Raw genomic sequence first — 26,194 nt, forward strand, 5'->3', positions numbered from 1 at the left:
TATGTCTAAATTAAAAATCTCAGTAATTTTACTTCTACTATCTACACTGGTTTTAAAATTTTCTAGTATGATTCGGGATTTGGTCATTTCCGGACTTTATGGAGATTCCTATATGGCTGATGCTTATTTTGCATCAATGACCATTCCGAATACGATTATCCTTTTTTTGTTAACCGGATTGAAGGATGCTTTTCTTCCTAGTTTTTATAAATTTGATGTCCAGGGAAAAGGGATCTCGCATCAGACCAATATCATAAAAAGTACGTTTCTTTTCTCGATTGCCATTGCACTTATAGGGACAATTTTGTCCCCTTTTTTAGTTGACTGGCTTTATCCTGGTTTTAGTAACTATGAATTTGGGACGAGTATAGCCCAATGGACCATTGCGTTATATTTCCTTTCTGTCGTATTTGTCGGGGTTAATGCAATCTATGAAGGCTATTTTGATGCTAAGAAAAAGTTCTCTATTTCTACCTTTTCTCAAACCATTGTTGTACTCGTCACCGTTTTATTTGCGCTTTTATTCCATCGGTCATGGGGGATTTATTCAGTACCAATTGGCTATCTTGTAGGAACCGTACTATCATTTATCCTAAAGTTTTTAGTGATTTCCCCAAAAAAATTTCTCATATGGGGTCAAAAAATCGACTGGATAGAAGTAAAGGAATTTTATCTGATTTTCCTGCCTGTGGGTATCACTATTGCGGTCGGACAGATTAATCTGTCTGTTAACATGCTCTTTGCTGCAGGGATGGGGGAAGGTGTCGTTTCGAATTTAAACTATGCATTCCGGCTCATAAGTATCCCACAAGCGATTTTTGGGGTTACCATTGCTACGATTATCTTTCCAATTCTGGCACAGGCAAAATCAGAAGCCAATCACGATTTATTCAAACGCGGGATTGAACGCGGTTTATCTGTTATGCTTTTATTACTAGCACCGACTATTTCCGGAATGATCTTTCTAATAGAGCCTATCATCCGTATCGTATACGAACGTGGAGCATTTACTGAGAGTGCAACCATGCTTACCTCGGAGTATGCACTTTTTTATATGGGGTCGGTTTTCTTTTATAGTATTCAGGCTGTAATAGCAAAAGGCTTTTATACATTAGAAAAGGGCCACTATATAATGAGGATTGGACTTTTATCAATTGTAATTAATATTCTCTCAAACTATTTTTTAGCGCATGTTATGGGCCCGCAAGGATTAGCCTTGTCTGCATCCATTGTAGGGTTTATTTATTCAACTCTTACATTTACAACACTCTATAAGATATCTGGTGGATTTGATTTAAAATATCTATTAAAAGAAGTCGGGAAAATTGGCTTTGCAACCCTCACTATGGTGCTAATTTTAATAGGAATCAAACACTATTTTGGACTCTCTGAGTGGGGAGATATTCCTAATATTTTGATTAACACGTTTATTGGCGGGCTTATTTTTGTAAGCGTCCTAGTTGTATTAAAATCTTCTACCTTTTTTGATACCATTTCTTTTAAGAGAAGGAGATAATACGTTAACCTATCGACCTATGATGGAGGCAAGTTAATTTACTTGTCTCTGCTTTTAATGAAGCAAATATATTAAAAATAGGGTGACTGATATTGAAAGAAAAACGTGTGTTGGTAATAAGTAATATGTATCCAAGTGAAAATTCCCCTACCTTTGGAATTTTTGTGAAGAATCAAGTAGAGGCGTTAATGAAAGAGGGAATTCAGGTTGATGTACTTGCGATTACAAATACAAGTACTAAAAAGCAGGCAGTTATTAGTAAATATCTAATATGGTTCCTTAAAGGGCTGCTCTTTCTATTTAAGGGGTATCAGTACCAAACTGTTCATGCTCATTATGTTTTCCCATCAGGATTAATAGGATTAATCTACAAGTTTGTATGGAAGTCCAAATTAGTTGTTACTGCGCATGGCGGGGATTTAGATAAAATGGCCAAAAAGAACCAACTCATTCAAAGGATTACCACGATGATTCTACATAAGGCAGATTCTGTTATTGCAGTTGGGCAGAGGTTATATCAAGAGATACAGGATAACTATCAAGTAGAACCCAAAAAGCTGTTGCTTCTATCAATGGGAGTGAATCGTACACTCTTTAGAAACATAGCTGTTAAAGAAACGATGAAGACAAAATTAGAACTTAATAAAAATAACCCTGTGATCCTTTTCGTCGGAAATATTACCCGTGATAAGGGGTTAATCGAGCTAATACAAGCATTTTCTAATGTAAAAAAACAAATTTTTCAGGCTGAACTACATATCATTGGTTCTGCAAAGAATAAACCTTTTGTAGAGGAACTTACTACCATTATTAAAAAAGATTCTTTGGAAGGCATTATTTTTCACGAACCCAAGCCACAGTATGAAGTAGCGGAGTGGATGAATGCAGCAGATGTTTTTGTACTGCCATCTTATATTGAGGGATTTGGATTGGTAGCACTAGAAGCAATGGCTTGCGGTACGCCAGTAGTGGCAAGTAATGTAGGAGGACTCTCTTACTTACTAAATAACAGCAGCGGAGTTCTGGTGCCGCCAGCGGACAGCAGTGCCCTTTCAGAGGGTATTAATCGCGTTCTGACAAATAAGGCAGTAAGAGAGGTACTCATTCAAAATGGTTACAAAAGGGCAGAAGAGCACGATCAAATTGCCATCATAAACAAACTTAAAGAAATTTACCGAATGAATTAAAACAAGCGAAAAGATTACTCTTACCTAAGAGTTCTTTTCGCTTTTTATATACTAGGGCCTTGAACGCCTGCGTTTAATCTCGTTCATTATTAATCCATCTTTAAATAATATTTCGAACAAAATAACGAATGTTAAATAAACAAAGATTCCTGTTGCTACTTGTAAAAGAGTGGTCATTATCGTTGAGCCGAGTAAACCGCCAATATACCTGACCACAAGGTACATGATGCCTCCAGAAATGAGATAATAAAAGGTTTTAGGCATAACTTGTATAATCTTAATATCTTTCCTGATAAAGAATAATTGGGCGACGGTAACGGCTATTTCTGCAGCTAATGTGCCTATTGCGGCTCCTATTGCCCCGTAAGGTTTAATAAGAATAATATTTACGATTAAGTTAACAATGGCTCCGATATATAAGGTGCTAGTATATTGCTTCATTTTTCCTAATGGCACTAAATATTGTGTACCAAAGACACCGCTCCAAGCCATTAGAAATATTGCAGGGCTTAATATAACTAATACATTGGCACTTAAACTAAAATCCTCACCCATATACCACGGAACAAATTCCATTGCGACACCAGCTAAACCGAACATTATCGGAATGGCTAACAATGTCGTAAACTCCAATGATTTTCTTATATATTCATTTGCTTTGTCCAGGTCGCCTTTACCAAACGTATTCGCCATACGAGGGAGCATAACGATACCTAATGAAGTAACAATTGCTAATGCAATTTTTAGGATTTTATCTGCATAGTCATAAATTCCGACTTCACTGGTAGTTGAAAAATACCCCAGCATCGTTTTATTTAAAACAAAATAAACTTGTGTTGCGATTTGTGGCAAAAAGTAAACAACCGTTGGTTTAAAATGAGTAAAGACAGAATGAAAAGAAATGGATACTCGGGCCACATGAGGTTTCACGTAATACCAAAGGACAATGGATCCTAGTAATAGGGAAAGCCCCATAATAATGGTGTAAAGCGTTAAGTCATTCGGGTCTTTTACAAATATAAAGATTGCGATTAGGCTCAATACCTTAAAAAAGATATTTCTAGTAACAATCTTTTTAAAATCTTCCAAACCGCTAAAGAACCAAGAGCAGTCCAAAACCGTTGCCAGAAGTGCAATACCTTGCAGTAAGGCGATTAATTTATACTCTTGAAAAAAGTAAAATACAAAAACGAAATACAATGAGAGAGAGATAAACGAAAAAAATAATTGCAGAAGAAAAATGCTAAAAAAAGTTCTGCTTAATTCCTCTTTATTATCTCTGGCGATTGCAACCATCTTATTACCATAGGTTCCGATGCCGAGCATTGCGAGTAACATAAAGTATTGCACAATGGAATTTGTATAGGCGTAAATTCCAACACCTTCTGGTTTAAGAACCCTTGAGATGTAAGGGACAGTTATTAATGGCAGCGCCATATTTAACACTTGATATGCCAGGTTATATAAATAATTTTTTTTAATACTCAAGGATGATCACCTATTAGAACAGCATCTACTGTAAGATTATTTTCGTTATTAACGATTCTTCATTTGTTTTGTTACTATTTTATACTTAAGTAGTTCATTAAACTTTCGAATATGATACTTTGAAAGCAAAAGACTTTTTACTAATTTCGATATTCCTTTAAGAAATTGACCTTCTTTCATTTGGCCAATGCTTTCATGGAAAATATCTTCAGCAATACTATACTTTTGCTTTTGACCATTTTTCATTTGCCCTTGTACATGATTTATTTGATCGTTTACATAGGAATAATCATCTAATTTATTTTTCTTATATAGCTGGATTAACTTTCGTGAAATAATAAACTGCTCAAAATTATTACTCTTAGAAATACCTGTGCTTCTCATTCTATACAACAATAAGTTTTCGTTTAATTTTCCAATTTTGAATCCATTTGAAAGTGCTCGAAGCGAAAAATCGTAATCTTCACTATATGGGATGTCCCTATACCCTTTGAGAGAGGTAAATACTTCTCTTTTTACGAACCATGTAGGATGTAGAGAGATATTCCAAATTCCCATTACCTTTTTTATTTCTTCTGGGCTAAAGTTATTATTATCCCATTCGTAAAGCTTCTTGTCATTCTCATCAATGACAATCATGCCGGAAAAAACGAAATCTAGTTTGTTATTTTCTAGATAATTTTTTTCCTTACTGATTCTCTCCGGATCTGAGATATCATCCGCATCCATCCGGGCAATATATTTTCCGTGGCAGTGTTCTAAAGCAGTATTTAGGCTTTTAACTAACCCCATATTTTTCTTATTGAGAATTATTTTTACTCGGTTATCTTTTTTTTCATACTCATACAATATTGACCCTAATTCCTCATTTTCCGGTTTGTCCAAAACGATGATGAATTCAATATTACGATAGGTTTGATTCAAAATTGAATCAATACTTTTCTTCAACCAATCAGGTTCTTCATTATAGGTACTCATGATTACTGATACTAAATCTCCCATGTAACCCCTCCTTATAAATAATGAATGAATATCCCTTAATAGGGTGTGACATTCTGGAAACCTAACGATCAATTAAATCCTCAATTTGTCCGAGGATTTGCTTGATGTCAAAAAAACTTCTACGCTGCAGGGAGAGTTCTCCATAGCGTTTTCTTTCTTCGGTATTTACTAATAACTGTTTCATGCCGTTGTAGAGGCCTTCTTCTGAATTCTCAACAATTAAGCCGTAATTTCCATTATCTAATAATTCAACGGGGCCACTGCATCTTGTAGATACAACTGGTTTTCCGAGAATTAAAGCTTCGGCTACAACCAAAGGCAAGCCTTCCGCCCGTGATGAACTTACATATAAATCAGCTGCTGCTATATACTTGTATGGATTATTTTGAAATCCAAGGAATTTAACACTTGTTGTGACACCTAATTGCTGGCATTGTTGAGCTAGTGCTTGTCTCTCTTCGCCTTCCCCAATTAATAACAGGTCGTGTTCTATCCCTTCCTTTATGAGTTTAGAATGAACGTTTAGTAATCGATCATAACCTTTTGCCGGTATTAATCGTCCAACCGAACAAACTGTTAATTTATCGTGTACGATTGTTTCCTCTTTGGCCCTAGCAATGATATCTTGAGCGTCAATCGGGTTATAAATAACACTTAGATTTTCATGCAGCCCAAGTGTAGTTTCAAATCCTTTTCGCGCATCATTTGAAACAAACACAATATCATTAAATAGTTTGTATTGTCTTTGTTCTTCCTCATTACTTTTGTAGTAATGGACAGTCCAATGATGATTAGAGAAATCAGTATGAACCCATGCCACTTTTTTTGACCTCGGATTTGTCGAGCCAGAAATCAATTTTGTTGTACAACCTTCTAAAAAGGCAATTTCGACATCATAGGATTCCTTGATATATTTCTTATAGATTTTCTCAGCGGGAAAATACTTAAATATTTTATAAATTATTTTTCTCATCCAAGTACTCTTTGGATTAAAAAGGTATTTAACCTCAACATGTGGAGGTACATCTTTAAGGTAGACTCCCTCATTAAAGAGCAACAATAATGTAATACTGTATTTGTTTGTATTGAGATGATTTAAGAGGTTAATGAGGACCTTTTCAGCCCCGCCACCGCCTAAACTATCTATGGCGATTAATAATTTCTTCATAACTTTTCCTTTCCGCCATTACAAGATAAAGAGACCCTCTATTGAGGTGTCTCATTAAAATGGGTATATGAAGTTAGCTGTTTATTTTATTGAATTGGTTTTCTTATTCTCCAATAACTGATAAGCATATCCCAGAACAATGAAATAATAAAGCATAAATACATCGTTTTCTAGAATATTGTATACCACTGCGCTGGTTACACCGCCAAAAAGGAAAAAGAGAAGTAATGGGGATACAATGGATCCCTTTCGTAATGCCCAAGTAATTCTAAAGATACCATAAATAAACAATGCTACTAATAGCACACCGATAATTCCTGTCTCGGCTAAAATTTGAATATATTGGTTATCTGAATAAAAGTTCCATGCTATTTCATATCTCTCGTAAATTGGCGAGGAATAGGTTTGGGTTGCAGAACCGCCAAAGGTAGCAAAACCATAACCAAATATCGGTTTATCTTTAAATACTTCAATAGCCTTTTTGACATAATATACCCGGCCGTCAGCTGTGCTTAGTTCAATTGTTTCTTCAGATAGTGCTTCTTTAAAACGGTTCAAACCGCCATTTTTACCGGTATGATTTTGACCATCTGTTTCGCTTGGTACTTTTTCAACGATGATATGTTTATCGACATATTCGGATAAGGAGGCGGCAGCAAAGAATGTCACTGCAGACGCGATAACAATAATTAAGACTGACTTGAAATGGTGAATTTTTCGATTAACAATCAGATAGACGATTAAGAATGCTCCTATTGCTAAGACGGCACCCCTTGAATATGTTAAAAGGAACACAGAGAGCATTAAAGTCATCCCAATATAGATGAAAATTCTCATTTTACCCTTTGTATTCGCTAATAAATAAAAGCTAATGAAAAATGCAATCAATAAGTACAGTGCTAATTCATTTGGCCCACTGATTAGACCATACACTCGCGTTTTATTTGTCGGTGATAAATTCATGTTTGCCCATAACTCAGGTAAAAGAAGGGTCCTTACAGAGATCTTTTCAATGAGTCCATGGATTGATAAAACAACGGCTGTAATAAAGGTCGTGAAAGCAAAATCCCTTATATCCTTCTCGCCAATTTTTATTCTCTTCACAATATAATATAGAAGGAAAAAGACAAGAAAAGCGCGTACCTGCATAATAATGGTGATCGGTGAGACACCGGTTATGAATGCAGAAAGGATACCAACTAAGAGAAATAGTATATAGGAGATTTCAAGCAAATGAAAACGGAATAAATTTCGAATATTTGTCCTGTGATTATAAATTACCTTTAACAGAAGGAAAAATATCAGGATGTCGGCAACAAATTTAAATCCGGTATTATAAACAATTAAAAATGGCCTAATGGGAACCAATACAATCAAAAAGAGAAGGGCAATTTTTTCATCATAAAATACTACAGCTGCTAAAATTAAGCAAATAACAATACCGATTATCGGATTGGGAATAAATAATCCTATTATTACAAGGAGTACTCCTAGCAAGATGGAAAGAAATCGATTAGATATGATATTCATTAATATTACCTCATTTATTTATTATCTTTCATTTTCTAAATCGTAAATAGCTAATGTTTGATTTAGCATCTTATCAAAGGTCAGGTTCTTTAAGAAGAAGTGTTTACCACTTTTTGCAATTTTTTTTGCAAAATCCTCATCTTCTAATACCCTTAAGATACAGTCAGCCATGGCGTTTTCGTCTCCATAAGGGACCAGAATTCCTGTTTCATTATGTCTAATAATCTCAGGCAATCCGCCAACATTAGTAGAAATAACTGGTTTTTCATATGCCAATGCTTCTATTGCAACAAATGGAAAAGCTTCATTTTCAGATGGTAAAACGATTAAATCACTATTAAGATAGACAGTATTCATATTATTTACAAAACCTTGAAAGTTAATGTTAGCCCGGAGATTTAAACTGTCTGCTAATGAATTTAGCTCTTCCTTTAAAGGTCCGTCTCCAACGATATTTAATTTCCATTTTAATTGTGGGTGGTTAACTTTTAACTTTGCTAAGCTTTGAAATAGAAACTTATGACCTTTTTCCTCACTTAGACGCCCAACGACTGAGATTACTTTTTCGATACTATTTACTCGATCTATATGGTCTACTCTTGGCTCGCTTATTCCATTATATATAACAGTAATTTTATCCTCAGGTATACCCTTTTGTAATAGTTCCATTTTAATAAAGTTTGCTACGGAAATGACCCTATGATTCAATCGTATCATAAAGCGGTTTAAAAATCGGAATAATGCCGGCATAGGAACATTTACATGATAGGTCCAAATTACCTTTACCTTTGAGCCAAAAATACGCGAAAGTAAGGCAATATAATTTTCTCTTAGAAATTGAGCATGTATATAGCGAACACCTTCCTGTTTACAAATTTTCTTTATCTTCCTTGCTGCTTTTAGGTCAAACGGACCGCTCATCGTAACTTGGTAGGTGGGTATACCTAATTCCTTAAATCTCCCTAAAAATGGTCCGTTCTCAGAATAAACAAAAACACATCGTTCCTTACCAAGTGCAGATATTAAGTTTAGAACATATTTTTCTGTTCCCCCATCACCAGGATAGTTGAGTATATACATAATTTTTTTCATGCTGGATATCAGTCCCTTTAATATGCAAAGTTAGGTGTATAAAGGTCACAAATCTTAAAGATGTTCACCGCTTAAAGTATATTTTATGGAAGGTATCACGTCAAATACAACCCCTTAATTACTATCTTTTCCATGATATAAAGACTAACCTCAAACTCGTTTCCTTTCAAACATATTTGTCATCAATAACCTAATAGAATATAATGATTTCTGAAGAATATTGATGGGCATATCATGTAAACAGTTTTAAAACTGTATGGATTATTTGGAGATGAAATCATGAAAGAGGAAAAAAACAAAGTAAAAATATTAAATGTTCTTTTTAATCATATAACAAAAAATGCATTAGTGAAAAAATTAGTTGAGAGGGTTTCGAGTAACCAAAAGACATTTTTAGTTACAGCAAACCCTGAAATTATTATGTATGCAAATACGGACAAGGACTACTTTTCAATTGTCAACAATGCGGATTATACGATTCCTGATGGAATCGGGGTTATTATTGCCTCCAAAATGATTGGTAACCCGCTCTCTGAAAGAATCGCTGGTTATGATTTGTTAGTGGAATTATTGAAAGTTGGAAATGAAAAAGGCTGGTCTGCCTACTTTTTAGGGGCTAAAAAAGAAGTAGTCGATAAGGCAGTTAATAATGTGAAGACAACCTATCCTGACCTTGATATAGTTGGCTGGCATGACGGTTATTTTGACTGGGAATCCTCCAGTATTTCTGATGAGATAAGAGAAAAGAAACCGGATTTAATTTTTGTTGCCCTGGGATTCCCCAAGCAAGAGATCTGGATATCCGAAAATATTAATGCATTTGAAAAGGGACTTTTTATGGGGGTTGGAGGAAGTTTTGATGTTCTTGCCGGTGAAGTAAAAAGGGCCCCGCTGGTGTGGCAAAAAATGAATATCGAGTGGTTATATCGATTGATTCAGCAGCCAAGCAGATGGAAACGAATGCTGGTCTTGCCTCAATTTGTTTATAAAGTTTTTGTTGGGAAATATATAAAGAAAACGAATGAGTAAAACTTAGGAGCGAAAACGAATGAAAGTACTGCATCTAAATGCTGGTAATGAAACGGGAGGGGGGATGGTCCACATATTATCCCTTCTAAATCAATTAAATCGTGACGAATTTTATTTAGGGCTTCTTGAACAGGGGACTTTCGAGCTGAAAGCAACGGAACTAGGAATAAATACTCTCGTTTTCAAACAAACTTCACGCTATGATTTGTCTGTGTTATTTAAAATTATCCAGTTTATAAAGACGAATCATGTCGATATTGTTCACACTCATGGTGCAAGGGCTAACTTATATGGTTATTTTATTCGAATGTTCTCCAAGGTAGTTTGGATGACTACCGTTCACAGTGACCCGAGAAATGACTTCCTTGGGCGCGGAATGAAGGGTGACCTTTTTACTAAGTTAAATCTTGCCGTTCTAAAGAAACCCGACCATTATTTTGCCATTTCTAAGCGGTTTGCTAAAATGATGGGTGATTTTGGAGTGCAGCCGAATAAAATTACCACCATTCTAAATGGAATTGATTTTGATAAAAAAAGCACAAATCAAATTTCTTATGAAGATTTGAAACTAAATCCTCAAGATTTCGTCATATTAATGGTAGCACGCTTTGACCCAGTAAAAAGACATGAATTGGCGATTTTTGCAATGGAGAATGTCATAAAGAAATATCCTTTTGCAAAACTCATCTTTGTAGGTGATGGACCTATACGTCAACGGATGGAAGAGCTGGTTAAAAAAGTTAATCTTACTGGTAAGGTAAAATTCTTAGGACATAGAGAAAACGTGGATGCCTATTTTAAGCTTGCGGATATTACTCTGCTGACATCTAAAACAGAAAGTTTCCCATTAGTGCTGTTAGAGTCCTCAAAGGAAAAAACACCTGTCATTACCACTGATGTTGGCGGTGTTAATGATATGATACCTGATCAATCATACGGCTTTGTTCTTGAAAATGATAAAGTAGAAGATATCAGTAATGCAATTAAGGCTGCGATTGAATTAAAAGAGCAAGATAAATTAAAAGAAATGGGAGAAAAACTCTTTACCTATACATCCCGAAATTTCTCCATTCAATCTACGGCTGATAGTATTTATCAGACCTATACGAAGTTTGTTCACTAATTATTGTTTCTTTAAATAAAAGTGTGTGCTATAATCCAATATGGTATATTTTTTATCAAAAATCTACTAATATAGACATAAAACGAGTTTACGGAGGGCCTGTATGTTGTATTTTTCATTGATTATTAGTTTCATAGCGGCAATACTCCTAACACCACTTGTGAAGAGATTAGCATTTAAAATTGGTGCTACAGATAAACCAAATACCCGAAAAGTTCATCAAAAAATCATGCCTAGATTGGGTGGTTTAGCCATATTTTTAAGCTTCTTAATAGGAATACTAATCCTACAGCCACACTATGAGTTCCATTGGGAAATTATCCTTGGGTGCTTGATTATTATACTTACTGGAATCATTGATGATATCAAGGAAATTTCGCCTAAGCTTAAATTATCTGGACAGATACTTGCGGCACTCATCGTAGTTGTATTGGGTGATTTAAATGTTGAATTTATCAACTTGCCTTTCGGAGGGCAAATTAACTTTGGATTCTTTAGTATCCCACTCACTATGATTTGGATTATTGGGATTACCAATGCAATTAACTTAATTGATGGATTAGACGGACTTGCCGGGGGTGTTTCAACGATTGCATTGTTAACCATTGCTGGAATGGCGGCGGTTATGGGGAATCCATATGTCACCATGGTAGCACTAATTGCGGCAGTATCTACACTTGGATTCCTGATATTCAATTTCTACCCAGCAAAAATATTTATGGGTGATACGGGAGCATTGTTCCTTGGATATCTTATCGGGGTATTATCGCTCTTAGGTTTCAAAGGTGTTACGTTTATCTCTTTAATCATTCCAATTATCATTTTGGGAGTTCCGATTTCTGATACGTTCTTTGCGATTATTAGAAGATTAGTAAATAAGCAGCCTTTGTCTGCGCCAGATAAATCTCATTTGCATCACTGTCTATTAAAATCAGGTTTTTCACATCGTCAGACGGTTATATTAATCTACTTAATGAGTGCAATCTTTGGTCTCGCTGCCTTTATTTTCTCACAGGCTACTGTTTGGGGATCACTAATTATGGTATTAACTTTAATCGTGATTATTGAAATTATCGTTGAGAAGATTGGCTTAATTCGTGATGATTACCAGCCATTGATTAAGTTCTTAAAGGGTATAAAACCGGTTAATGCTAAAAATAGATAATTTACGATTCTAAAAGTCTAAGAAACTATCAAATGTTTCTTAGACTTTTTTATTGTATTGAAAAGTTTATTAATATGAATTTCCGGATATTACTATCATCATTCTGTTTTTGTTTCGAATATCTTGGACAAGATAGTTAGTAAGGAGGATGTTCATGATATTTCTTACCTTACTAATGTGCTTTTTGATTTCAATTTTTATAACACCTCTGGTGAAAAAATTAGCTTACAAAATTCGGGCAACAGATAGACCGAATACGAGAAAGGTCCATCAGAAGTTAATGCCTCGTCTTGGCGGTTTAGCCATTTATATAGCTTTTTTAGCAGGGGTCTTTATTCTCCAGCCTGTCAATCAATATTCTGCTTCCATTTTGATTGGCAGTGGGATTATCGTTATTTCCGGAATTCTGGATGATATGTTTGAGTTATCTGCAAAATTCAAACTCCTGGCTCAGGTGGTTGCTGCAGCTATTATCGTTCTTTACGGAGGATTGCAGATTACATTTATTAATTTGCCATTTGGCGGTCTTTTTGAGTTTGGTTTTTTAAGTATTCCTTTTACTTTCCTTTGGATTATCGGTATAACGAATGCGATTAACCTAATAGATGGGTTAGACGGGCTGGCTGCAGGTGTATCCTCTATTGCCTTAGTCGCCATCTCAGGTATGGCGTTTATTATGGGAAATCTATATGTTGTAACAGTTGGGTCCATCCTTTTGATTAGTACACTCGGATTCCTTTACCATAATTTTTATCCTGCAAAAATTTTTATGGGTGATACCGGGGCCTTATTTTTAGGATTTATGATATCGGTATTATCACTCTTAGGATTCAAAAATATAACCTTTGTCTCCTTTATTGTCCCGATTATCATCCTGGGAGTACCTATATCGGATACCATTTTTGCTATACTCCGTAGAATAATTAACAAGCAGCCACTGTCATCACCTGATAAATCTCATCTACATCACTGTTTACTTCGGATAGGTTTTTCACACAGAGAAACAGTGCTCCTCATATATGCGATGGCTGCATTATTTGCTGTAGTGGCTGTTGTTTTCTCGCAGGCTAAGCTTTGGGGGGCAATGTTACTAGGGGCTGTTTTACTGTTTTTTATTGAACTAATTGCAGAAAAGATCGGTTTATTCGGAAGAGAGTTTAACCCTTTATTAAAATTACTGAGGACTTTTCGTTTTTCAGTCGATAAGAACCGTAAAAAGGTCTAACGAGGATTGTTGGAAATGGGAATGATGCAGGTTAATCATTTCCCATTTTGCATTTTAAATGAAAAAAAACCTATATAGAATCCTATATAGGTCAAGTGGTTATCCATTTATCATTCGGTTCCAGTTTCTATGGAATCCGTATTAACTAACCCAGATTCAGTTTCAGAAGCGGTTAAATCACTAGTGGTACCACTTAGATGAGTTTGAAGCTGCGTCTGAACATCTGCTAATGATTGTGGGTCAAGTTGATAATAATAAGCCTCATTAATTGTGGAGTCGCTTCCTTCAAGAGCTAATGTTTCAAAGTTAAGGCTCTTATCATTAATTACATAGTTAATAAATGATTTCATATTATTAAAAGTAAGATTTGTCTCCATGTTACTGCCAACAGCATTAATAATACCAGATAGTTTTGGCAGGGAATTGATAGATGTTCCTTTTTTTATGATTGCTTTTAAAATTTCTTGTTGGCGAAGGCCTCTGTAAATATCACTATCCTGGTGACGTGTCCTTGCTAATGCTAATGTTTCTTCACCATTTAACGTTTGAAGTCCAGGCTGCAATGTAATGGCATCTGCTTGATCTTTAGAGTCCTGTTCAGTAATTAGATAAGGCACTTCCACTTTTATACCATCTATAGCATCTACGACATCAATGAATGCGTTGAAATTCATCTTTACATAATAATCGATCGGAATTTCTAACATCTCTTGAACCGTTTCTACAGCAAGTTCTGTTCCTCCGATTGCATGTGCAGCGTTAATTCTCGTTTTATTTTTTTTGCCAGGAATTTTCACGTACGAGTCCCGAGGGATGCTCACTAACTTAACAGAGTTTTGATCTTTATTAAATGTGACCACCATTAATGCGTCGGATCTTGTACCCGTCCCAAATTTACGGGTTTCACTGTCATCCACTCCGATTAATAAAAGTGAGACATTATCCATGATTGGGTCAACCTTTTCTTCCCTCTTTTGTGTAACACTTTCAAGCGGTTTATATGAGTTATTTACAACCGACTCAGCTTTTTTATATAAAAAGCTACCATAAGCAACTGTACTTAAAGCAATTACAACTAAAGGGACTAAAATCCAAGTAAGGATTCGTTTTTTCCTTTTTTTTCTTTTGTTTTGCTTTCTTATTGTTCTAATCTCTTGAGACATAAAGGTAATCTCCTTTTAATATCAACATTAAAGTTCTATTTATGGCTGAGTAACATTTTACTATTTTTTTTAGGTTAAGTAAATTGTAATTTTTTGTAGTTTTATGACATACCATTTCATAAATCCTTAATTAGTTGATTTTTCTTCCTCTAAATAGACGTTTTCGCCTTTCGTAAAGTTACAACTCCCATTTGTTAAATCAACCATCCAATCTATGAAAGCTTGACCTTGTTCAGTGTCCACATATACTTCAATGACAACATGATCAAGGTAATTAATCTCTTTAATAATGAATGTAGATAACCTGAGTTCCTTTTCCACTTTCCCAAGCCACGTATAATCAATCTTTACGTGAATAACTTGAACAAGTCTTCTTTCAACAATACCTGCGGTTTCTAAACCTTCAGATGTTGCTTTCCCATACGCACGAATCAATCCGCCTGCTCCTAATTTAATCCCTCCAAAGTAGCGGGTAATGACGACCACCGTATCTTTAAGATTCTTTTTTTTCAATACTTCAAGAATGGGTACGCCGGCAGTACCACTGGGTTCACCGTCATCATTCGCTTTTTGAATTTGGTCATTTTCACCTATTAAATATGCTGAACAATTATGATTAGCGTCCCAATATTTTTTCTTAAGAGTTTGGATAAATTCTTGAGCTTCCCCTTCATTTTCTGCTCTTTTAATATGGGCAATAAAACGCGACTTTTGAATGATAATTTCATGTTCAGATACTTCCTGCCTAACCGTAAAATACCGAGATAGCATGGTACTCTCCCTCCATAATCTTTTTGACATAATATAAAAAAAACACCGGTGTAATATAACTTTAATATAGAAATAACTTTCCCGTGTTATAATAAATAATGTTCAAATAGTGAAAATCCACTTTCGTAAAATAGTAGTTTTGTTAATATACATTATACTACTTAGGCACTATACAGTTGGGAAATTTTTTGGTTTAATGCTTAGAGATAGTAAAAACTTACAATTCGCGTTAAACTAGAAAAAAGGTCTCTGGAGGAGAGCATGGCGAAAATTCAGAAGATTAATGTGAAATCGATTGATGAAATACGTAAAGAGATGATTGAAACGGTCACGAGCAGTAAAAGTGATATCTTTCAAATAAGTGAGCAATGCCGAAAAGACTATGAAGATATGACATCTGAATTACGCACCATTAAAGAAATGATGGTGAAATTGAATGCCGAAGAGGAACGCTTAGAAGAACTAGTACTTAAGGCTAGATTAACTTTATCAGAGCTTAGTATGAATTTTAAAGCATACACTGAAGCTGAGGTCAGGGAATCCTATGAAAAAGCACATCAACTCCAAATGGACCTGTCAATCAATTGGCAATATAAAAAACAACTATTGGATAAACGAGCGGACCTCGAACGCAGGCTGCTGGGGCTGGATGAAACGATTGATCGTGCAGACCAGCTAATCTCGCAAATCTCAGTGGTCATGAATTATCTCATGAGTGATTTAAAACTTATGGGTGAAGAATTACAGAATGCAAAAGCAAAACAGGACTTTGGTTTGAAGATTATCGAAGCCCAAGAAGAAGAGCGAAAGCGACTGTCTAGAGATATTCATGATGGTCCGGCGCAAATGCTAGCTAATGTTATTATGAGATCTGATTTGGTTGACCGTGTTTATCGAGAGCAAGGGCCAGAGGAAGCATTTAAAGAGATTGGAAGCTTCAAAAAAATGGTTCGAGCTGCCCTATATGAGGTTAGAAGAATTATCTATGATCTTCGACCGATGGCGCTTGATGATTTAGGCCTAGTTCCCACCCTCAGAAAATACTTACAAACCATCGAAGAATATCATAACAAGTCTAAAATTGAGTTTATTCCCGTTGGTATAGAACGCAGGCTTCCTCCTAAATATGAAGTGGGTCTATTCCGATTGATTCAAGAATCGGTACAAAATGCATTAAAGCATGCCAATGCTTGTGAAATAAAAGTCAGACTGGAAATGACCAAGAATGAATTAACGGTTTTAATTAAAGATAACGGCTCTGGGTTTGATACCAATCAAAAAAAGCCTGAGTCATTTGGAATTATAGGAATGAGAGAACGAGTAGAACTTCTTGAAGGAAATATTACGTTTGAATCAAAAATAGGAAAAGGAACAGCCGTTTTTATTGTCGTTCCATTACCGTCTTAAACTAAAAGTATGCAATACATTGGAGCAGGAGGGGAAATAAATGATGACGAAGATTGCGATTATCGATGACCATCAGCTATTTAGAGAAGGGGTTAAACGAATACTAGAATTTGAAAAAGCATTCCAGGTTGTTGCCGAAGGTGATGACGGAAGTGATGCGATAACGATTGTAAATGCTTATAATCCTGATGTAGTGATTATGGATATAAATATGCCAAACGTGAATGGAATTGAAGCTACACGTGAACTATCTGAGAAATTTCCTGACACCAAAATTATTATCTTATCGATTCATGATGATGAGAATTATGTGACTCATGCACTGCAAACCGGGGCAAGAGGGTACTTACTAAAGGAAATGGATGCCGACGCTCTAATTGAGGCGGTCAAGGTTGTAGCTGAAGGCGGGTGCTACTTACATCCAAAGGTGACTCATAATTTAGTAAATGAATATCGCAAGCTGACAGCAGGACGTTCTGGCGGCGGTGCCTTTGTTCAAACGCTTGAATTAAGACGCCCGCTTCACCTATTAACGCGCCGTGAATGCGAAGTACTGCAAATGCTGGCTGATGGTAAGAGTAACCGTGGAATTGGGGAAGCTTTATTTATCAGTGAAAAAACGGTAAAAAACCATGTAAGTAATATTCTACAAAAAATGAACGTCAACGATCGTACACAAGCTGTTGTAGTAGCGATTAAAAACGGCTGGGTTGAGGTTCGATAATTTTTATAGGGAGGGCACGCTCTAGAAATGGGCGTGCCCTCTGTTTTTTTAATTGTTTTTTAGATAGAATAGAACAAAACATATATTTAAGGATGGTTTCATTATGAAGACGGCAGTTGTTACGGATAGTACCGCTTACATACCCAAAGAATTACGCGATAAATGGAATATTCACATGATCCCGTTACATGTTATCTTCGGCAGCGAGGTATATCAGGAAGAAGTGGATATTACAGCAGAACAATTTTATCAAGAAGTGAAGGTGAAAGATCTTCCAACCACCTCACAGCCTCCAATCGGACAGTTTGTCGAGTTGTTTGAGCGATTAGCTAAAGAATATGACGCTGTCATAAGTATCCACCTTTCCAGTGGGATTAGCGGGACTTTTGCTGGAGCTGTAACAGCCAGTACAATGGTGGAACATATTAAGGTGTATCCCTTCGATTCGGAAGTAAGCTGTATGCCACAAGGATTATATGCGATTGAAGCTGCAAAAATGGCTTTAAATGGTGAAGACAGTGATAAAATTATGTCCCGTCTTGAGGAATTGAAAAAAACAGCACGTGCCTATTTTATGGCGGACGACCTGTCCCATTTACAGCGTGGTGGACGCCTTTCTAGCGCACAGGCGATTATCGGCAGTCTGCTTCAAGTAAAACCCCTTCTTCACTTTGAAGATAAGGTCATCGTCCCATTTGAGAAAATCCGCACCCGGAAAAAAGCGATGAAACGTATTGTTGATCTGTTAGGAGAAGATGCTGCCAGCGGTGAGCACTACCAAGCTGCGGTTATCCATGCTAACCGTGAAGAAGAAGCGCAAGAATGGAAGTTAGAGCTCGAAGCATTGTATCCAAACGTTGAATTCATGGTAAGCTACTTTGGCCCTGTGATTGGAACTCACTTAGGAGAAGGTGCCATGGGCCTTGGCTGGATGAAAAAATAGTTTGTATGGAGAAGCTAGGCTAAGATCAGCCTGGCTTTTCGCCTATGCTCTGGGTAATTTCTAACTATTATTCGACAAGGGCAGGTAATTTGATGCGCCTTGTTGAATTTTTTTAAAGTGTAAGTCAAAAAGAATAAAGAAAGGGTGCTTCTCGTGCGTTTTCTTGTAAAGAACAATTTATTGATTCCCCTAAGAGATAGTGAAAACTCACTTCCCATCTCACAAATCCCAGTCATTCCACAGCCTCCTTTAAACCCTGCATTTCCCTACAATCTTCATCTACAGCTGCTTCTCACAGGCAAACAACTCCTGATGGATGACGTTCCTTTCTCTCTTGAAGTAATACAAAAACATTATGAAAATGGCTATATTACTTATCGAAAAGGGATTGATTATAGAAGAAATCACCCAATTTGTTCTCGTTGTGGTAACATGGCAGAGCATTGGTTTGCAAGGTTTCCATGTGCCAGATGCGGGGAAATTTGCTTATACTGCCGTAAGTGCTTGATGATGGGGCGAATTAGTGCATGTACCCCTTTACTTGGCTGGAACGGTCCAGCTCCAAATCATCATTTGCCTGAAAATATTCTAGGGTGGAAAGGCAAGTTATCGGTTGGTCAGCAAACGGCATCATATAGAGTAGTAGAGACAGTGAGGAACATGAAAGAACTGCTTGTGTGGGCTGTTTGTGGTGCTGGAAAAACCGAGGTTCTTTTTGCTGGAATAGAAACTGCCCTCAGAGCCGAAAGAAGAGTGTGTATTGCTACGCCGCGAACAGATGTAGTCCTGGAGCTTACACCACGGCTGAAAACAGCCTTTCCTGACATTAGTGTTGCTTCTCTATATGGCGGAAGTGAGGACCGCCACCTTTATGCCCCGCTTACAATTGCCACTACCCATCAGCTGCTACGGTTTCACCACGCCTTTGATACGATTATTTTGGATGAAGTCGATGCGTTTCCGTATACAGCGGAGGAAACTCTCCAGTATGCTGCAGTTCATGCCCGGAAGCCAGTATCAGCCATGATCTACCTAACTGCCACACCCAATGAAAGATGGCAAAGAGAGTGCCAAACAGGAAAAAGAGCCTTTACCACAATCCCAGCCAGATTCCACCGTCATCCTCTTCCCATTCCTTCCTTCACGTGGTGTGGCAATTGGCAAAAGCAATTAAAAAAAGAGAAGCTGCCTGCAAATGTTCTACACTGGATAAAAGAACGGCTAGAGAATAATAAACAGGCTTTATTGTTTTTTCCGCATATCCTCTTAATGGAAAAAGCCCTCCCGATCCTCCGAAAATTAGCTCCCGAGATTGAGTCTGTCCATGCGGAGGATCCAGACCGTAAAAATAAGGTTCAAAAAATGCGAAATAAGGAGATTCCTTTATTACTAACCACCACGATTTTAGAACGTGGTGTAACATTTCCCAACATCGATGTAGCCGTTGTTGGTGCGGAGGATGACATATTTACTGAAAGCGCACTTGTTCAAATTGCCGGCAGGGCAGGAAGGAGTAAGGAGTTCCCTAATGGAGTAGTTACATTTTTTCATTATGGAAAAACGGAAGCAATGCTAAAGGCACAAAAACAAATTACTGAAATGAATCGTGAAGGAGTGAGAAAGGGGCTAATTGACGGATGATTTTATTCTCTCAAGCTCAATGTCTAATATGCCATGAAATCATCCAGCCTAAAATAGGATGGAAAACCATTTTTTCAGCAGAAAAGGGGATGAATCTATGTCCAACTTGTGAGGGGAAATTTCACTTAATTAAAGGAGAACAATGCAGGGTATGCAGCCGCCCATTTCAATTCTTAGATGAAAAGTTTCGCCACGGTGAGCTGTGCTTTGACTGTAAACGCTGGGAGGAGGATGAAGATTGGAAGGGCTATCTTGATTCTAATCACTCCATATATCTCTATAACGATTTTTTTAAGGAAGTAATGGCTACATTTAAATATCGTGGTGATTATATATTGGCGATAATTTTTGCTGAAAAAATAAAGGATTTAATTAGCAAGTTACAGCCGGATTTACTTGTACCAATTCCTTTAAGTAGTGAGCGTCTGTATGAGCGGGGATTTAATCAGGCAGAAGCGCTGTTGAATGAGTCAGGCTTACCCCCTACAATGCTGCTAACCCGAATACATTCAGAAAAACAATCGAAAAAATCACGATTGGAACGAATTCATATTCCACAGGTTTTTAAGGTCGATGGTCAAACTGAAGTAATAGGAAAAAAAATTCTGCTGATTGATGATATTTATACCACTGGTTCAACACTTAGGCATGCTGCAAAGCTGTTGAAAAAATCGGGAGCGAAAGGGATTCAATCACTTACGCTCGCACGATAAACATTATTTATACTTCATCCTTAAGGCTTTTTGGGCATTTTCGATATCAAGTCCAAGCAGGCGGCCTAAGTCATACGAAGGATAAAGGCCATGTCTATACATGTAATTATAAATTCGTTCATGTCCCTTGATACCCGCGTTTAATTGCTTCGTTAACACATTTCGTAAAGCTGGAGTCGCCGTTTCCGTAATAGCCACAGACAAATTCCGGACTAAGGCTTTGGAGAGACTTAGAAGGTCACCGGCATAGAAACCAACATCCTCACGAAAGTCATCTTCGTCATCCCTGCCTTGGTAACCAGGAGCGGAAGGATAAAACCTTAATAGCTCACCAAGGTTATTTTCAAGCTCGTGAATAGATTTATTATAGATTTCCTTTAGCTCTTGGTCAGGAACCTTTCTATACGATAATTTTAACTTCATTAAGCCTACAGATTGAAATGCAACCAGTTCATGAAGTTCTAATGTTTCATGCCATGCGAGTGTTTTTCTTTCTTGTTGTTCCATGCATACTCTCCTCCAGTCATTATTCATCTCAGTACTTTATTCCTAAGACATAAAGGTGGTAAATTGTCCCTGATAATAATAGACTAAAGATGTAGGATCCTTTAAAAAGCTTTTACCGGTATCTTGGTTTGGTTGTCACTATTTTCCCTGTGATTTTGTCAAAATTTCGACAAAATTTTAATTCTGATTTAGCAGGATTATCAAAGGGTAAAATAGAAATGTAATACATAGGAATATAAAGGAGGAGTCCACAAATGAATTATAACGTTCGTGGTGAAAACATTGAGGTAACTCCAGCAATTAGAGATTACGTTGAAAAGAAAATTTCTAAATTGGAAAGGTATTTCACAGAAGCACCTGAAGCTAAGGTAAATGTGAATCTAAGATTCAATCAAGATAAAAGTTCAAAAGTAGAGGTTACCATCCCGCTTCCAAATTTGGTTCTTCGAGCAGAAGAAACAAATGTCGATATGTATGCCGGCATTGACTTGATCTCAGACAAGTTAGAGCGCCAAATTCGCAAGCATAAAACAAAGGTTAATCGTAAATTCCGAGAAAAAGGTGATTTCCCGGTTACATTTTCAACTTCTGAAAACACTGAAACTGTAGATCACGATGAAGAGGACTTAGAACTTGTTCGTACCAAGCGTTTTGATCTAAAGCCAATGGACAGTGAAGAAGCGATTCTTCAAATGAATCTATTAGGACACAGCTTCTATGTATTCAACAATTCTGAGACTAATCGTACAAACGTAGTTTATAAGCGTAAAGATGGCCGTTATGGCTTAATCGAAACACATTAATTAGAAACATGACGCAGTTCCGAGCCGTTGGAACTGCGTTTTTCTTGATGTTCTATTATTCTAATATTTTATATAATTAGAATATACGACAATAGCCGGATTACGATCAAAATCAATTTTCACAGGAGGCTTTATTCATGACATTTTCAATCGTAGGGTATGATCCAATTGAAAAAGAATGGGGAATTGCCGTTCAATCAAAATTTTTAGGAGTAGGTGCTGTGGTACCTTGGGCAAAGGCTGGTGCTGGGGCAGTAGCGACTCAATCATATGCCAACACAGCTTATGGTCCAAAAGCACTTGAATTAATGGAGCAGGGGAAGTCTGCACAGGAAACCCTTGAACTACTGTTAGCTGAAGACCCTGAAAAAGAAATGCGCCAGGTTGGACTTATTGACTCTTTTGGAAATCCAGCGACATTCACAGGTAGTGAGTGTTATGATTGGGCTGGCGGGGTGACAGGCACCCACTTTGCTGCGCAAGGGAATATTTTAGTGGATGAAAAAACAGTACAAGCCATGGCACAAGTATTTACGGAAACCGAAGGACCACTTGCAGACAGACTCTTGGCTGCATTAGATGCCGGTCAGGAAGTTGGCGGAGACAGCAGAGGAAAGCAGTCTGCTGCTCTGTATATCGTGAAAGATAGTGGAGGGTATGGTGGTTTTAATGACCGCTACATTGATTTAAGGGTTGATGATCATCCAGACCCCATTAAAGAATTAATCCGAATTTATCAGCTGCAGCAATTGTATTTTGCACCATCGAATCCTGAGCGAATCGCTGCGATTGAAGGAGAAATCAAGGTCCAGTTACTTCACCATTTAAAAAGGTTATCCTACCTTAGCGATGAACCAAAAAGCAATGATGACATTTATAGGGCCCTAACTGCTTATATTCATACAGAAAACTTTGAAATGAGAGAACAGAGTTCAGGGTATATTGACCTGGAGATTCTTGATTTTATGAAAAAATCATAACACTTTTTCCTCCTAATACCCATTAGGAGTTTTTTATTTTGGCTCTGTTATTATCTATTGTTGATTTTCGTAAAGGGTAGAGAATTCATAGGCGGAGAATTTCCTGCTATTGTATATTGAGGAACCCTAAGAAGCAGATATAAGCGGAGATATTCCGGTTAACAGCTTTAAATAAGACAAAATCCAAGGATTTGGATACAATAAGCGGAAAAACTCCGCTAATTTTTAAGGAAAAATGGGTATTTCCCAATTTAAACGGAAATTCTCCGCTTATTTTACAAACACAAATAAATCAACATTCAATTATAACAGAGCCTTTATATTAATAACACTATTTATATAATGGTAATATTGTTATTTTATTGAAATATAGTATAATAGTTCTAGATTTTATTCTAAGGAGGTAGGTATTAAGTGGGGAAAACGTATTTAAAGGTAGCAACTGTTTATTTTACGATTGGAGTTTTGGCAGGGCTGACTATGGGAATTATCCATGATTTCCGTTTTACATCTGTTCACGCGCATGTAAATTTACTAGGCTGGGTATCCATGGCATTATTCGGACTTATTTATCACTTTTATCCAAATGCTGCAAATTCAAAGCTTGCTAAAACACAATTCTGGTTACACAATATTGGGGTTCCGGTTATGCTCGGTGGTATAGCACTTCAAGTATTGGGTGTTTCCGCAGCTCTTGCACCAACCATTATTGGATCATTAGCGGTGGTGATTGGTGTTATATTATTTATGGTCAATGTGTTTAAATATGTTGGAAAAGACTCAAAGTACAATTCTGATAAAAATGTATCGCTATAAAATACAACTTGCACACATGAATCGACATCATGTGTGTCTTTTTATATATTCCATTCATTCAAATAAAGAGTCCCGATAAAAAAATAGTAGGTATATTCGATACTAATCTGTCAAAAATGGTACTATTTAATTGATACAAATTAGATACATAGAAAAGGGAGGGGCTAGTACTGATGGCTGAAAACATAGGTCGGAACGAACCTTGTCCATGTGGGAGCGGGAAGAAATATAAAAAGTGCTGCGGGGCAAAAGAAGCCGTGTCGATTACACAGGTTATTGAAAATGAAATAGACGATTTACAAAAGAAATTGCTTCATTTTGCCCTCGATCACTTTGAAGAGGAAATATATCAGGGTCTTGATGAATATGAAGAATACTTTGAGATTGAGGATGAAGAGAGGCAGTTTTACGAATTTGTTTACACAGTCTGGTTTTCGCTGTTTAATGAATTGGAGGCTGGGGGAACCATTCTAGAAAACTTTATCTCCTCAGAGGCTGGAAGAATTAAAAGAACTAAATTGAAACAAATTCTTCAATCTTGGACAGAAGCAAGAGTGATTGTGGGCGAAATTTTAGAAGTTGAAAATAATAAACTTATCGTGGTTGATGGGTTTTCATCTGAACGATTTGAAGCGAATGTCACAAATGCCCAAAGATCGTTTGATATAGGGTCATTTTTTATGGGAATCCTTCTGCCATTTAATAAAAAATATGTCTTTTTTCCAGCGCCATTTGAATTGCCCGATTTACCGGTCTATCATGCGATTGACTATATAAAACAAAAAAGTCTTATTGCTGCTTATGAGTCTCCGCAGGAATTTTTAACAGAGTTCTTTATGGAGATTATGGTGGATCTTACTAAGATTGGCGGTATGGTTGATATTGATAATATGGAGTGGCAGTCTCCTGTTTATAAAGAGGTGGCAGAGCTTTTCAAGAAAAGTATGGAGTCACTTGGAGAAATGCCGTCAACCGTGGATATTGGGATAATTCTCTGGTTTCAATTTTGCCAGAAAAAGCCGAAAAGGATTAAAAAGCCGAATCTATATGCAGCTTCTCTACATTATTTAATGACTCTGTTCAACGATATGGTTTCACCGATGACTCAAAAGGAAATCGCTAAGTTGTATGGTGTACCGGTAGGATCCCTTTCTTCTACTTATATAGAAATGGATGATGAATTAGAGGAAGATATAAAAAGTATTATTGAACTATCATATGAGGAAGATGAACTTGATAATCACAATACTCCACCAATAAATCCGTTACAGGGGCCAATGCCCACAGAACAAGCCATGGACGAAGCACTAGCAGAGATTCAGGGTCATAATTTTGAAAGTGTTGAAGAAATAAGTGACTTTTTGAATAAGAAGTTAATGAATCAATCTCCAAAGAAAGCAGCCAGAACAAATAAAGAGCGTGCACAACAATTGGTCTATGATGCAATGAAAGTCCAAGGTCCTAAACGATATAAACTTGCTGAGGAAGCCATAAGCATAAATCCGAACTGTGTGGATGCCTATGTTATACTCTTTGAAAATTCAACAAGCCTGCAAGAAGCATTAATGCTCTCTGAAAAAGCAATGAAAATCGGGGAAAAGGAACTTGGAAAAGCATTCTTTGTAGAAAATAAAGGGCATTTTTGGGGTTTGTTAGAAACTAGACCTTACATGCGTGCTAAAGCTCAATATGCCGATGCTTTGTATCAACTAGGGAAATTATCGGAAGCCATACAGCAATATGAGGAAATCCTTGTGTTAAATACAAATGATAACCTCGGTGCTCGTTATATGTTATTTGCACTTTATTTGGACAAGGCGGAGTTGTCTAAAGCAGAGAAACTTTTGAAACAATATGAGGAGGAAACCGCCTATGGGCTTTACAACAAGGTATTGCTCGAATTATTGAAGAATGGTTTGAGTGCAAAAGCGGCTAGAATCCTGAAGGAAGCTAAAAAGCAAAATCCAAATGTGATTCCATTCCTAACCGGTAAAAAACGTCTACCAAAACATATGCCAGAATATCACAGCTGGGGTGATGTAAACGAAGCTATTATCTATGTTGATGCTCATCTTCACTTATGGAAGAAGATAGAGGGATTACAGGAATGGCTTGAAAAGCATTAAATCGAGAGGATCATCCTCTCGATTTTTTTTGCATATTGCAAAAAGGCATTTATTTCGGTACTAATACAGACAAAT

The 26,194-nt window shown here is 36.7% G+C and carries 23 protein-coding genes; 15 read left to right on the top strand and 8 right to left on the bottom strand.

Annotated elements, in window-relative coordinates:
* Position 1 precedes the first annotated feature (1 nt).
* Together murJ and F4694_RS01730 are read left to right on the top strand one after the other, a co-directional pair.
* Positions 2-1,516 (top strand): murein biosynthesis integral membrane protein MurJ, encoded by a 1,515-nt coding sequence (gene murJ, locus F4694_RS01725; protein ID WP_179595170.1) that lies wholly within the window; start codon positions 2-4, stop codon positions 1,514-1,516.
* A 92-nt stretch (positions 1,517-1,608) separates the two neighbouring features.
* The gene (locus F4694_RS01730) at positions 1,609-2,703 is read left to right on the top strand and encodes a glycosyltransferase (RefSeq protein WP_179595171.1); all 1,095 of its coding nucleotides are present in this window, start codon (positions 1,609-1,611) and stop codon (positions 2,701-2,703) included.
* A gap of 51 nt (positions 2,704-2,754) precedes the next feature.
* On the opposite strand, the gene F4694_RS01735 is transcribed toward F4694_RS01730, so the two are convergent.
* The 5 genes from F4694_RS01735 to F4694_RS01755 all read right to left on the bottom strand — a co-directional run bounded on the left by F4694_RS01735 (position 2,755) and on the right by F4694_RS01755 (position 8,983).
* Positions 2,755-4,191 carry a flippase gene (locus F4694_RS01735; protein WP_179595172.1) on the bottom strand — a complete coding sequence of 479 codons (1,437 nt, stop codon included), beginning with the start codon at positions 4,189-4,191 and terminating at the stop codon, positions 2,755-2,757.
* 48 nt (positions 4,192-4,239) lie between these two features.
* Positions 4,240-5,193 carry a glycosyltransferase family 2 protein gene (locus F4694_RS01740; RefSeq protein ID WP_179595173.1) on the bottom strand — a complete coding sequence of 318 codons (954 nt, stop codon included), beginning with the start codon at positions 5,191-5,193 and terminating at the stop codon, positions 4,240-4,242.
* A 61-nt stretch (positions 5,194-5,254) separates the two neighbouring features.
* The gene (locus F4694_RS01745; RefSeq protein WP_179595174.1) at positions 5,255-6,361 is read right to left on the bottom strand and encodes a glycosyltransferase; all 1,107 of its coding nucleotides are present in this window, start codon (positions 6,359-6,361) and stop codon (positions 5,255-5,257) included.
* Positions 6,362-6,442: 81 nt separating this feature from the next.
* Complete coding sequence (locus F4694_RS01750; protein WP_179595175.1) at positions 6,443-7,891, bottom strand: O-antigen ligase family protein; 1,449 nt, start codon at positions 7,889-7,891, stop codon at positions 6,443-6,445.
* A 21-nt stretch (positions 7,892-7,912) separates the two neighbouring features.
* Positions 7,913-8,983 carry a glycosyltransferase family 4 protein gene (locus F4694_RS01755; RefSeq protein WP_179595176.1) on the bottom strand — a complete coding sequence of 357 codons (1,071 nt, stop codon included), beginning with the start codon at positions 8,981-8,983 and terminating at the stop codon, positions 7,913-7,915.
* 279 nt (positions 8,984-9,262) lie between these two features.
* Between F4694_RS01755 and F4694_RS01760 the strand changes: the two genes are divergently transcribed.
* The 4 genes from F4694_RS01760 (at position 9,263) to F4694_RS01775 (ending at position 13,525) form a co-directional block, all read left to right on the top strand.
* Positions 9,263-10,012 (top strand): WecB/TagA/CpsF family glycosyltransferase, encoded by a 750-nt coding sequence (locus F4694_RS01760; protein WP_179595177.1) that lies wholly within the window; start codon positions 9,263-9,265, stop codon positions 10,010-10,012.
* A 19-nt stretch (positions 10,013-10,031) separates the two neighbouring features.
* Entirely contained in the window at positions 10,032-11,135 is a 1,104-nt protein-coding gene (locus F4694_RS01765; RefSeq protein WP_179595178.1) for a glycosyltransferase family 4 protein, read from the top strand.
* Between the two features lie 103 nt (positions 11,136-11,238).
* Positions 11,239-12,300 (top strand): glycosyltransferase family 4 protein, encoded by a 1,062-nt coding sequence (locus tag F4694_RS01770; RefSeq protein ID WP_179595179.1) that lies wholly within the window; start codon positions 11,239-11,241, stop codon positions 12,298-12,300.
* Positions 12,301-12,454: 154 nt separating this feature from the next.
* Positions 12,455-13,525: a glycosyltransferase family 4 protein gene (locus F4694_RS01775; RefSeq protein ID WP_179595180.1), complete on the top strand. Its 1,071-nt coding sequence runs from the start codon at positions 12,455-12,457 to the stop codon at positions 13,523-13,525.
* Positions 13,526-13,635: 110 nt separating this feature from the next.
* On the opposite strand, the gene F4694_RS01780 is transcribed toward F4694_RS01775, so the two are convergent.
* Together F4694_RS01780 and F4694_RS01785 are read right to left on the bottom strand one after the other, a co-directional pair.
* Positions 13,636-14,688: an LCP family protein gene (locus tag F4694_RS01780; protein WP_179595181.1), complete on the bottom strand. Its 1,053-nt coding sequence runs from the start codon at positions 14,686-14,688 to the stop codon at positions 13,636-13,638.
* A 126-nt stretch (positions 14,689-14,814) separates the two neighbouring features.
* The gene (locus F4694_RS01785; protein ID WP_179595182.1) at positions 14,815-15,459 is read right to left on the bottom strand and encodes a YigZ family protein; all 645 of its coding nucleotides are present in this window, start codon (positions 15,457-15,459) and stop codon (positions 14,815-14,817) included.
* Between the two features lie 261 nt (positions 15,460-15,720).
* On the opposite strand from F4694_RS01785, the gene F4694_RS01790 reads away from it, so the two are divergent.
* From F4694_RS01790 to F4694_RS01810, 5 genes are all read left to right on the top strand, one after another.
* Positions 15,721-16,866, top strand: a complete 1,146-nt coding sequence (locus tag F4694_RS01790) for a sensor histidine kinase (protein WP_179595183.1) — start codon at positions 15,721-15,723, stop codon at positions 16,864-16,866.
* A 43-nt stretch (positions 16,867-16,909) separates the two neighbouring features.
* Positions 16,910-17,590, top strand: a complete 681-nt coding sequence (locus F4694_RS01795) for a response regulator (protein ID WP_179595460.1) — start codon at positions 16,910-16,912, stop codon at positions 17,588-17,590.
* A gap of 103 nt (positions 17,591-17,693) precedes the next feature.
* Positions 17,694-18,533 (top strand): DegV family protein, encoded by an 840-nt coding sequence (locus F4694_RS01800; protein WP_179595184.1) that lies wholly within the window; start codon positions 17,694-17,696, stop codon positions 18,531-18,533.
* Between the two features lie 153 nt (positions 18,534-18,686).
* Positions 18,687-20,174 carry a DEAD/DEAH box helicase gene (locus F4694_RS01805; protein ID WP_308806243.1) on the top strand — a complete coding sequence of 496 codons (1,488 nt, stop codon included), beginning with the start codon at positions 18,687-18,689 and terminating at the stop codon, positions 20,172-20,174.
* A complete protein-coding gene (locus F4694_RS01810; RefSeq protein ID WP_179595185.1) occupies positions 20,171-20,887 on the top strand; it encodes a ComF family protein in 717 nt (238 codons plus the stop codon). The genes F4694_RS01805 and F4694_RS01810 overlap by 4 nt, the downstream gene beginning before the upstream one ends.
* 3 nt (positions 20,888-20,890) lie before the next feature.
* On the opposite strand, the gene F4694_RS01815 is transcribed toward F4694_RS01810, so the two are convergent.
* A complete protein-coding gene (locus F4694_RS01815; protein ID WP_179595186.1) occupies positions 20,891-21,394 on the bottom strand; it encodes a spore coat protein in 504 nt (167 codons plus the stop codon).
* 254 nt (positions 21,395-21,648) lie between these two features.
* Between F4694_RS01815 and hpf the strand changes: the two genes are divergently transcribed.
* The 4 genes from hpf (at position 21,649) to F4694_RS01835 (ending at position 26,119) form a co-directional block, all read left to right on the top strand.
* Entirely contained in the window at positions 21,649-22,197 is a 549-nt protein-coding gene (gene hpf / locus F4694_RS01820) for a ribosome hibernation-promoting factor, HPF/YfiA family (protein WP_179595187.1), read from the top strand.
* Positions 22,198-22,334: 137 nt separating this feature from the next.
* Positions 22,335-23,177, top strand: coding sequence for a DUF1028 domain-containing protein (locus F4694_RS01825; protein ID WP_179595188.1), 843 nt, complete (start codon positions 22,335-22,337; stop codon positions 23,175-23,177).
* Positions 23,178-23,591: 414 nt separating this feature from the next.
* Positions 23,592-23,993, top strand: a complete 402-nt coding sequence (locus F4694_RS01830) for a cbb3-type cytochrome c oxidase subunit I (RefSeq protein ID WP_179595189.1) — start codon at positions 23,592-23,594, stop codon at positions 23,991-23,993.
* Between the two features lie 173 nt (positions 23,994-24,166).
* Positions 24,167-26,119 carry an SEC-C metal-binding domain-containing protein gene (locus F4694_RS01835; protein ID WP_179595190.1) on the top strand — a complete coding sequence of 651 codons (1,953 nt, stop codon included), beginning with the start codon at positions 24,167-24,169 and terminating at the stop codon, positions 26,117-26,119.
* Positions 26,120-26,194: the final 75 nt, after the last annotated feature.

This window comes from Neobacillus driksii, assembly GCF_013409995.1.
GTDB classification, from domain to species: domain Bacteria; phylum Bacillota; class Bacilli; order Bacillales; family Cytobacillaceae; genus Neobacillus; species Neobacillus driksii.

What these genes read in the sequence shown, in the direction of transcription:
- F4694_RS01795 (WP_179595460.1), top strand. Translation starts at nt 16,910, where the DNA reads ATGACGAAGATTGCGATTATCGATGACCATCAGCTATTTAGAGAAGGG.
- F4694_RS01740 (WP_179595173.1), bottom strand. Translation starts at nt 5,193, where the DNA reads ATGGGAGATTTAGTATCAGTAATCATGAGTACCTATAATGAAGAACCT.
- F4694_RS01760 (WP_179595177.1), top strand. Translation starts at nt 9,263, where the DNA reads ATGAAAGAGGAAAAAAACAAAGTAAAAATATTAAATGTTCTTTTTAAT.
- F4694_RS01770 (WP_179595179.1), top strand. Translation starts at nt 11,239, where the DNA reads ATGTTGTATTTTTCATTGATTATTAGTTTCATAGCGGCAATACTCCTA.
- F4694_RS01800 (WP_179595184.1), top strand. Translation starts at nt 17,694, where the DNA reads ATGAAGACGGCAGTTGTTACGGATAGTACCGCTTACATACCCAAAGAA.
- F4694_RS01810 (WP_179595185.1), top strand. Translation starts at nt 20,171, where the DNA reads ATGATTTTATTCTCTCAAGCTCAATGTCTAATATGCCATGAAATCATC.
- F4694_RS01750 (WP_179595175.1), bottom strand. Translation starts at nt 7,891, where the DNA reads ATGAATATCATATCTAATCGATTTCTTTCCATCTTGCTAGGAGTACTC.
- murJ (WP_179595170.1), top strand. Translation starts at nt 2, where the DNA reads ATGTCTAAATTAAAAATCTCAGTAATTTTACTTCTACTATCTACACTG.
- F4694_RS01780 (WP_179595181.1), bottom strand. Translation starts at nt 14,688, where the DNA reads ATGTCTCAAGAGATTAGAACAATAAGAAAGCAAAACAAAAGAAAAAAA.
- F4694_RS01775 (WP_179595180.1), top strand. Translation starts at nt 12,455, where the DNA reads ATGATATTTCTTACCTTACTAATGTGCTTTTTGATTTCAATTTTTATA.
- F4694_RS01790 (WP_179595183.1), top strand. Translation starts at nt 15,721, where the DNA reads ATGGCGAAAATTCAGAAGATTAATGTGAAATCGATTGATGAAATACGT.
- F4694_RS01815 (WP_179595186.1), bottom strand. Translation starts at nt 21,394, where the DNA reads ATGGAACAACAAGAAAGAAAAACACTCGCATGGCATGAAACATTAGAA.
- hpf (WP_179595187.1), top strand. Translation starts at nt 21,649, where the DNA reads ATGAATTATAACGTTCGTGGTGAAAACATTGAGGTAACTCCAGCAATT.
- F4694_RS01765 (WP_179595178.1), top strand. Translation starts at nt 10,032, where the DNA reads ATGAAAGTACTGCATCTAAATGCTGGTAATGAAACGGGAGGGGGGATG.
- F4694_RS01825 (WP_179595188.1), top strand. Translation starts at nt 22,335, where the DNA reads ATGACATTTTCAATCGTAGGGTATGATCCAATTGAAAAAGAATGGGGA.
- F4694_RS01745 (WP_179595174.1), bottom strand. Translation starts at nt 6,361, where the DNA reads ATGAAGAAATTATTAATCGCCATAGATAGTTTAGGCGGTGGCGGGGCT.
- F4694_RS01755 (WP_179595176.1), bottom strand. Translation starts at nt 8,983, where the DNA reads ATGAAAAAAATTATGTATATACTCAACTATCCTGGTGATGGGGGAACA.
- F4694_RS01785 (WP_179595182.1), bottom strand. Translation starts at nt 15,459, where the DNA reads ATGCTATCTCGGTATTTTACGGTTAGGCAGGAAGTATCTGAACATGAA.
- F4694_RS01835 (WP_179595190.1), top strand. Translation starts at nt 24,167, where the DNA reads ATGGCTGAAAACATAGGTCGGAACGAACCTTGTCCATGTGGGAGCGGG.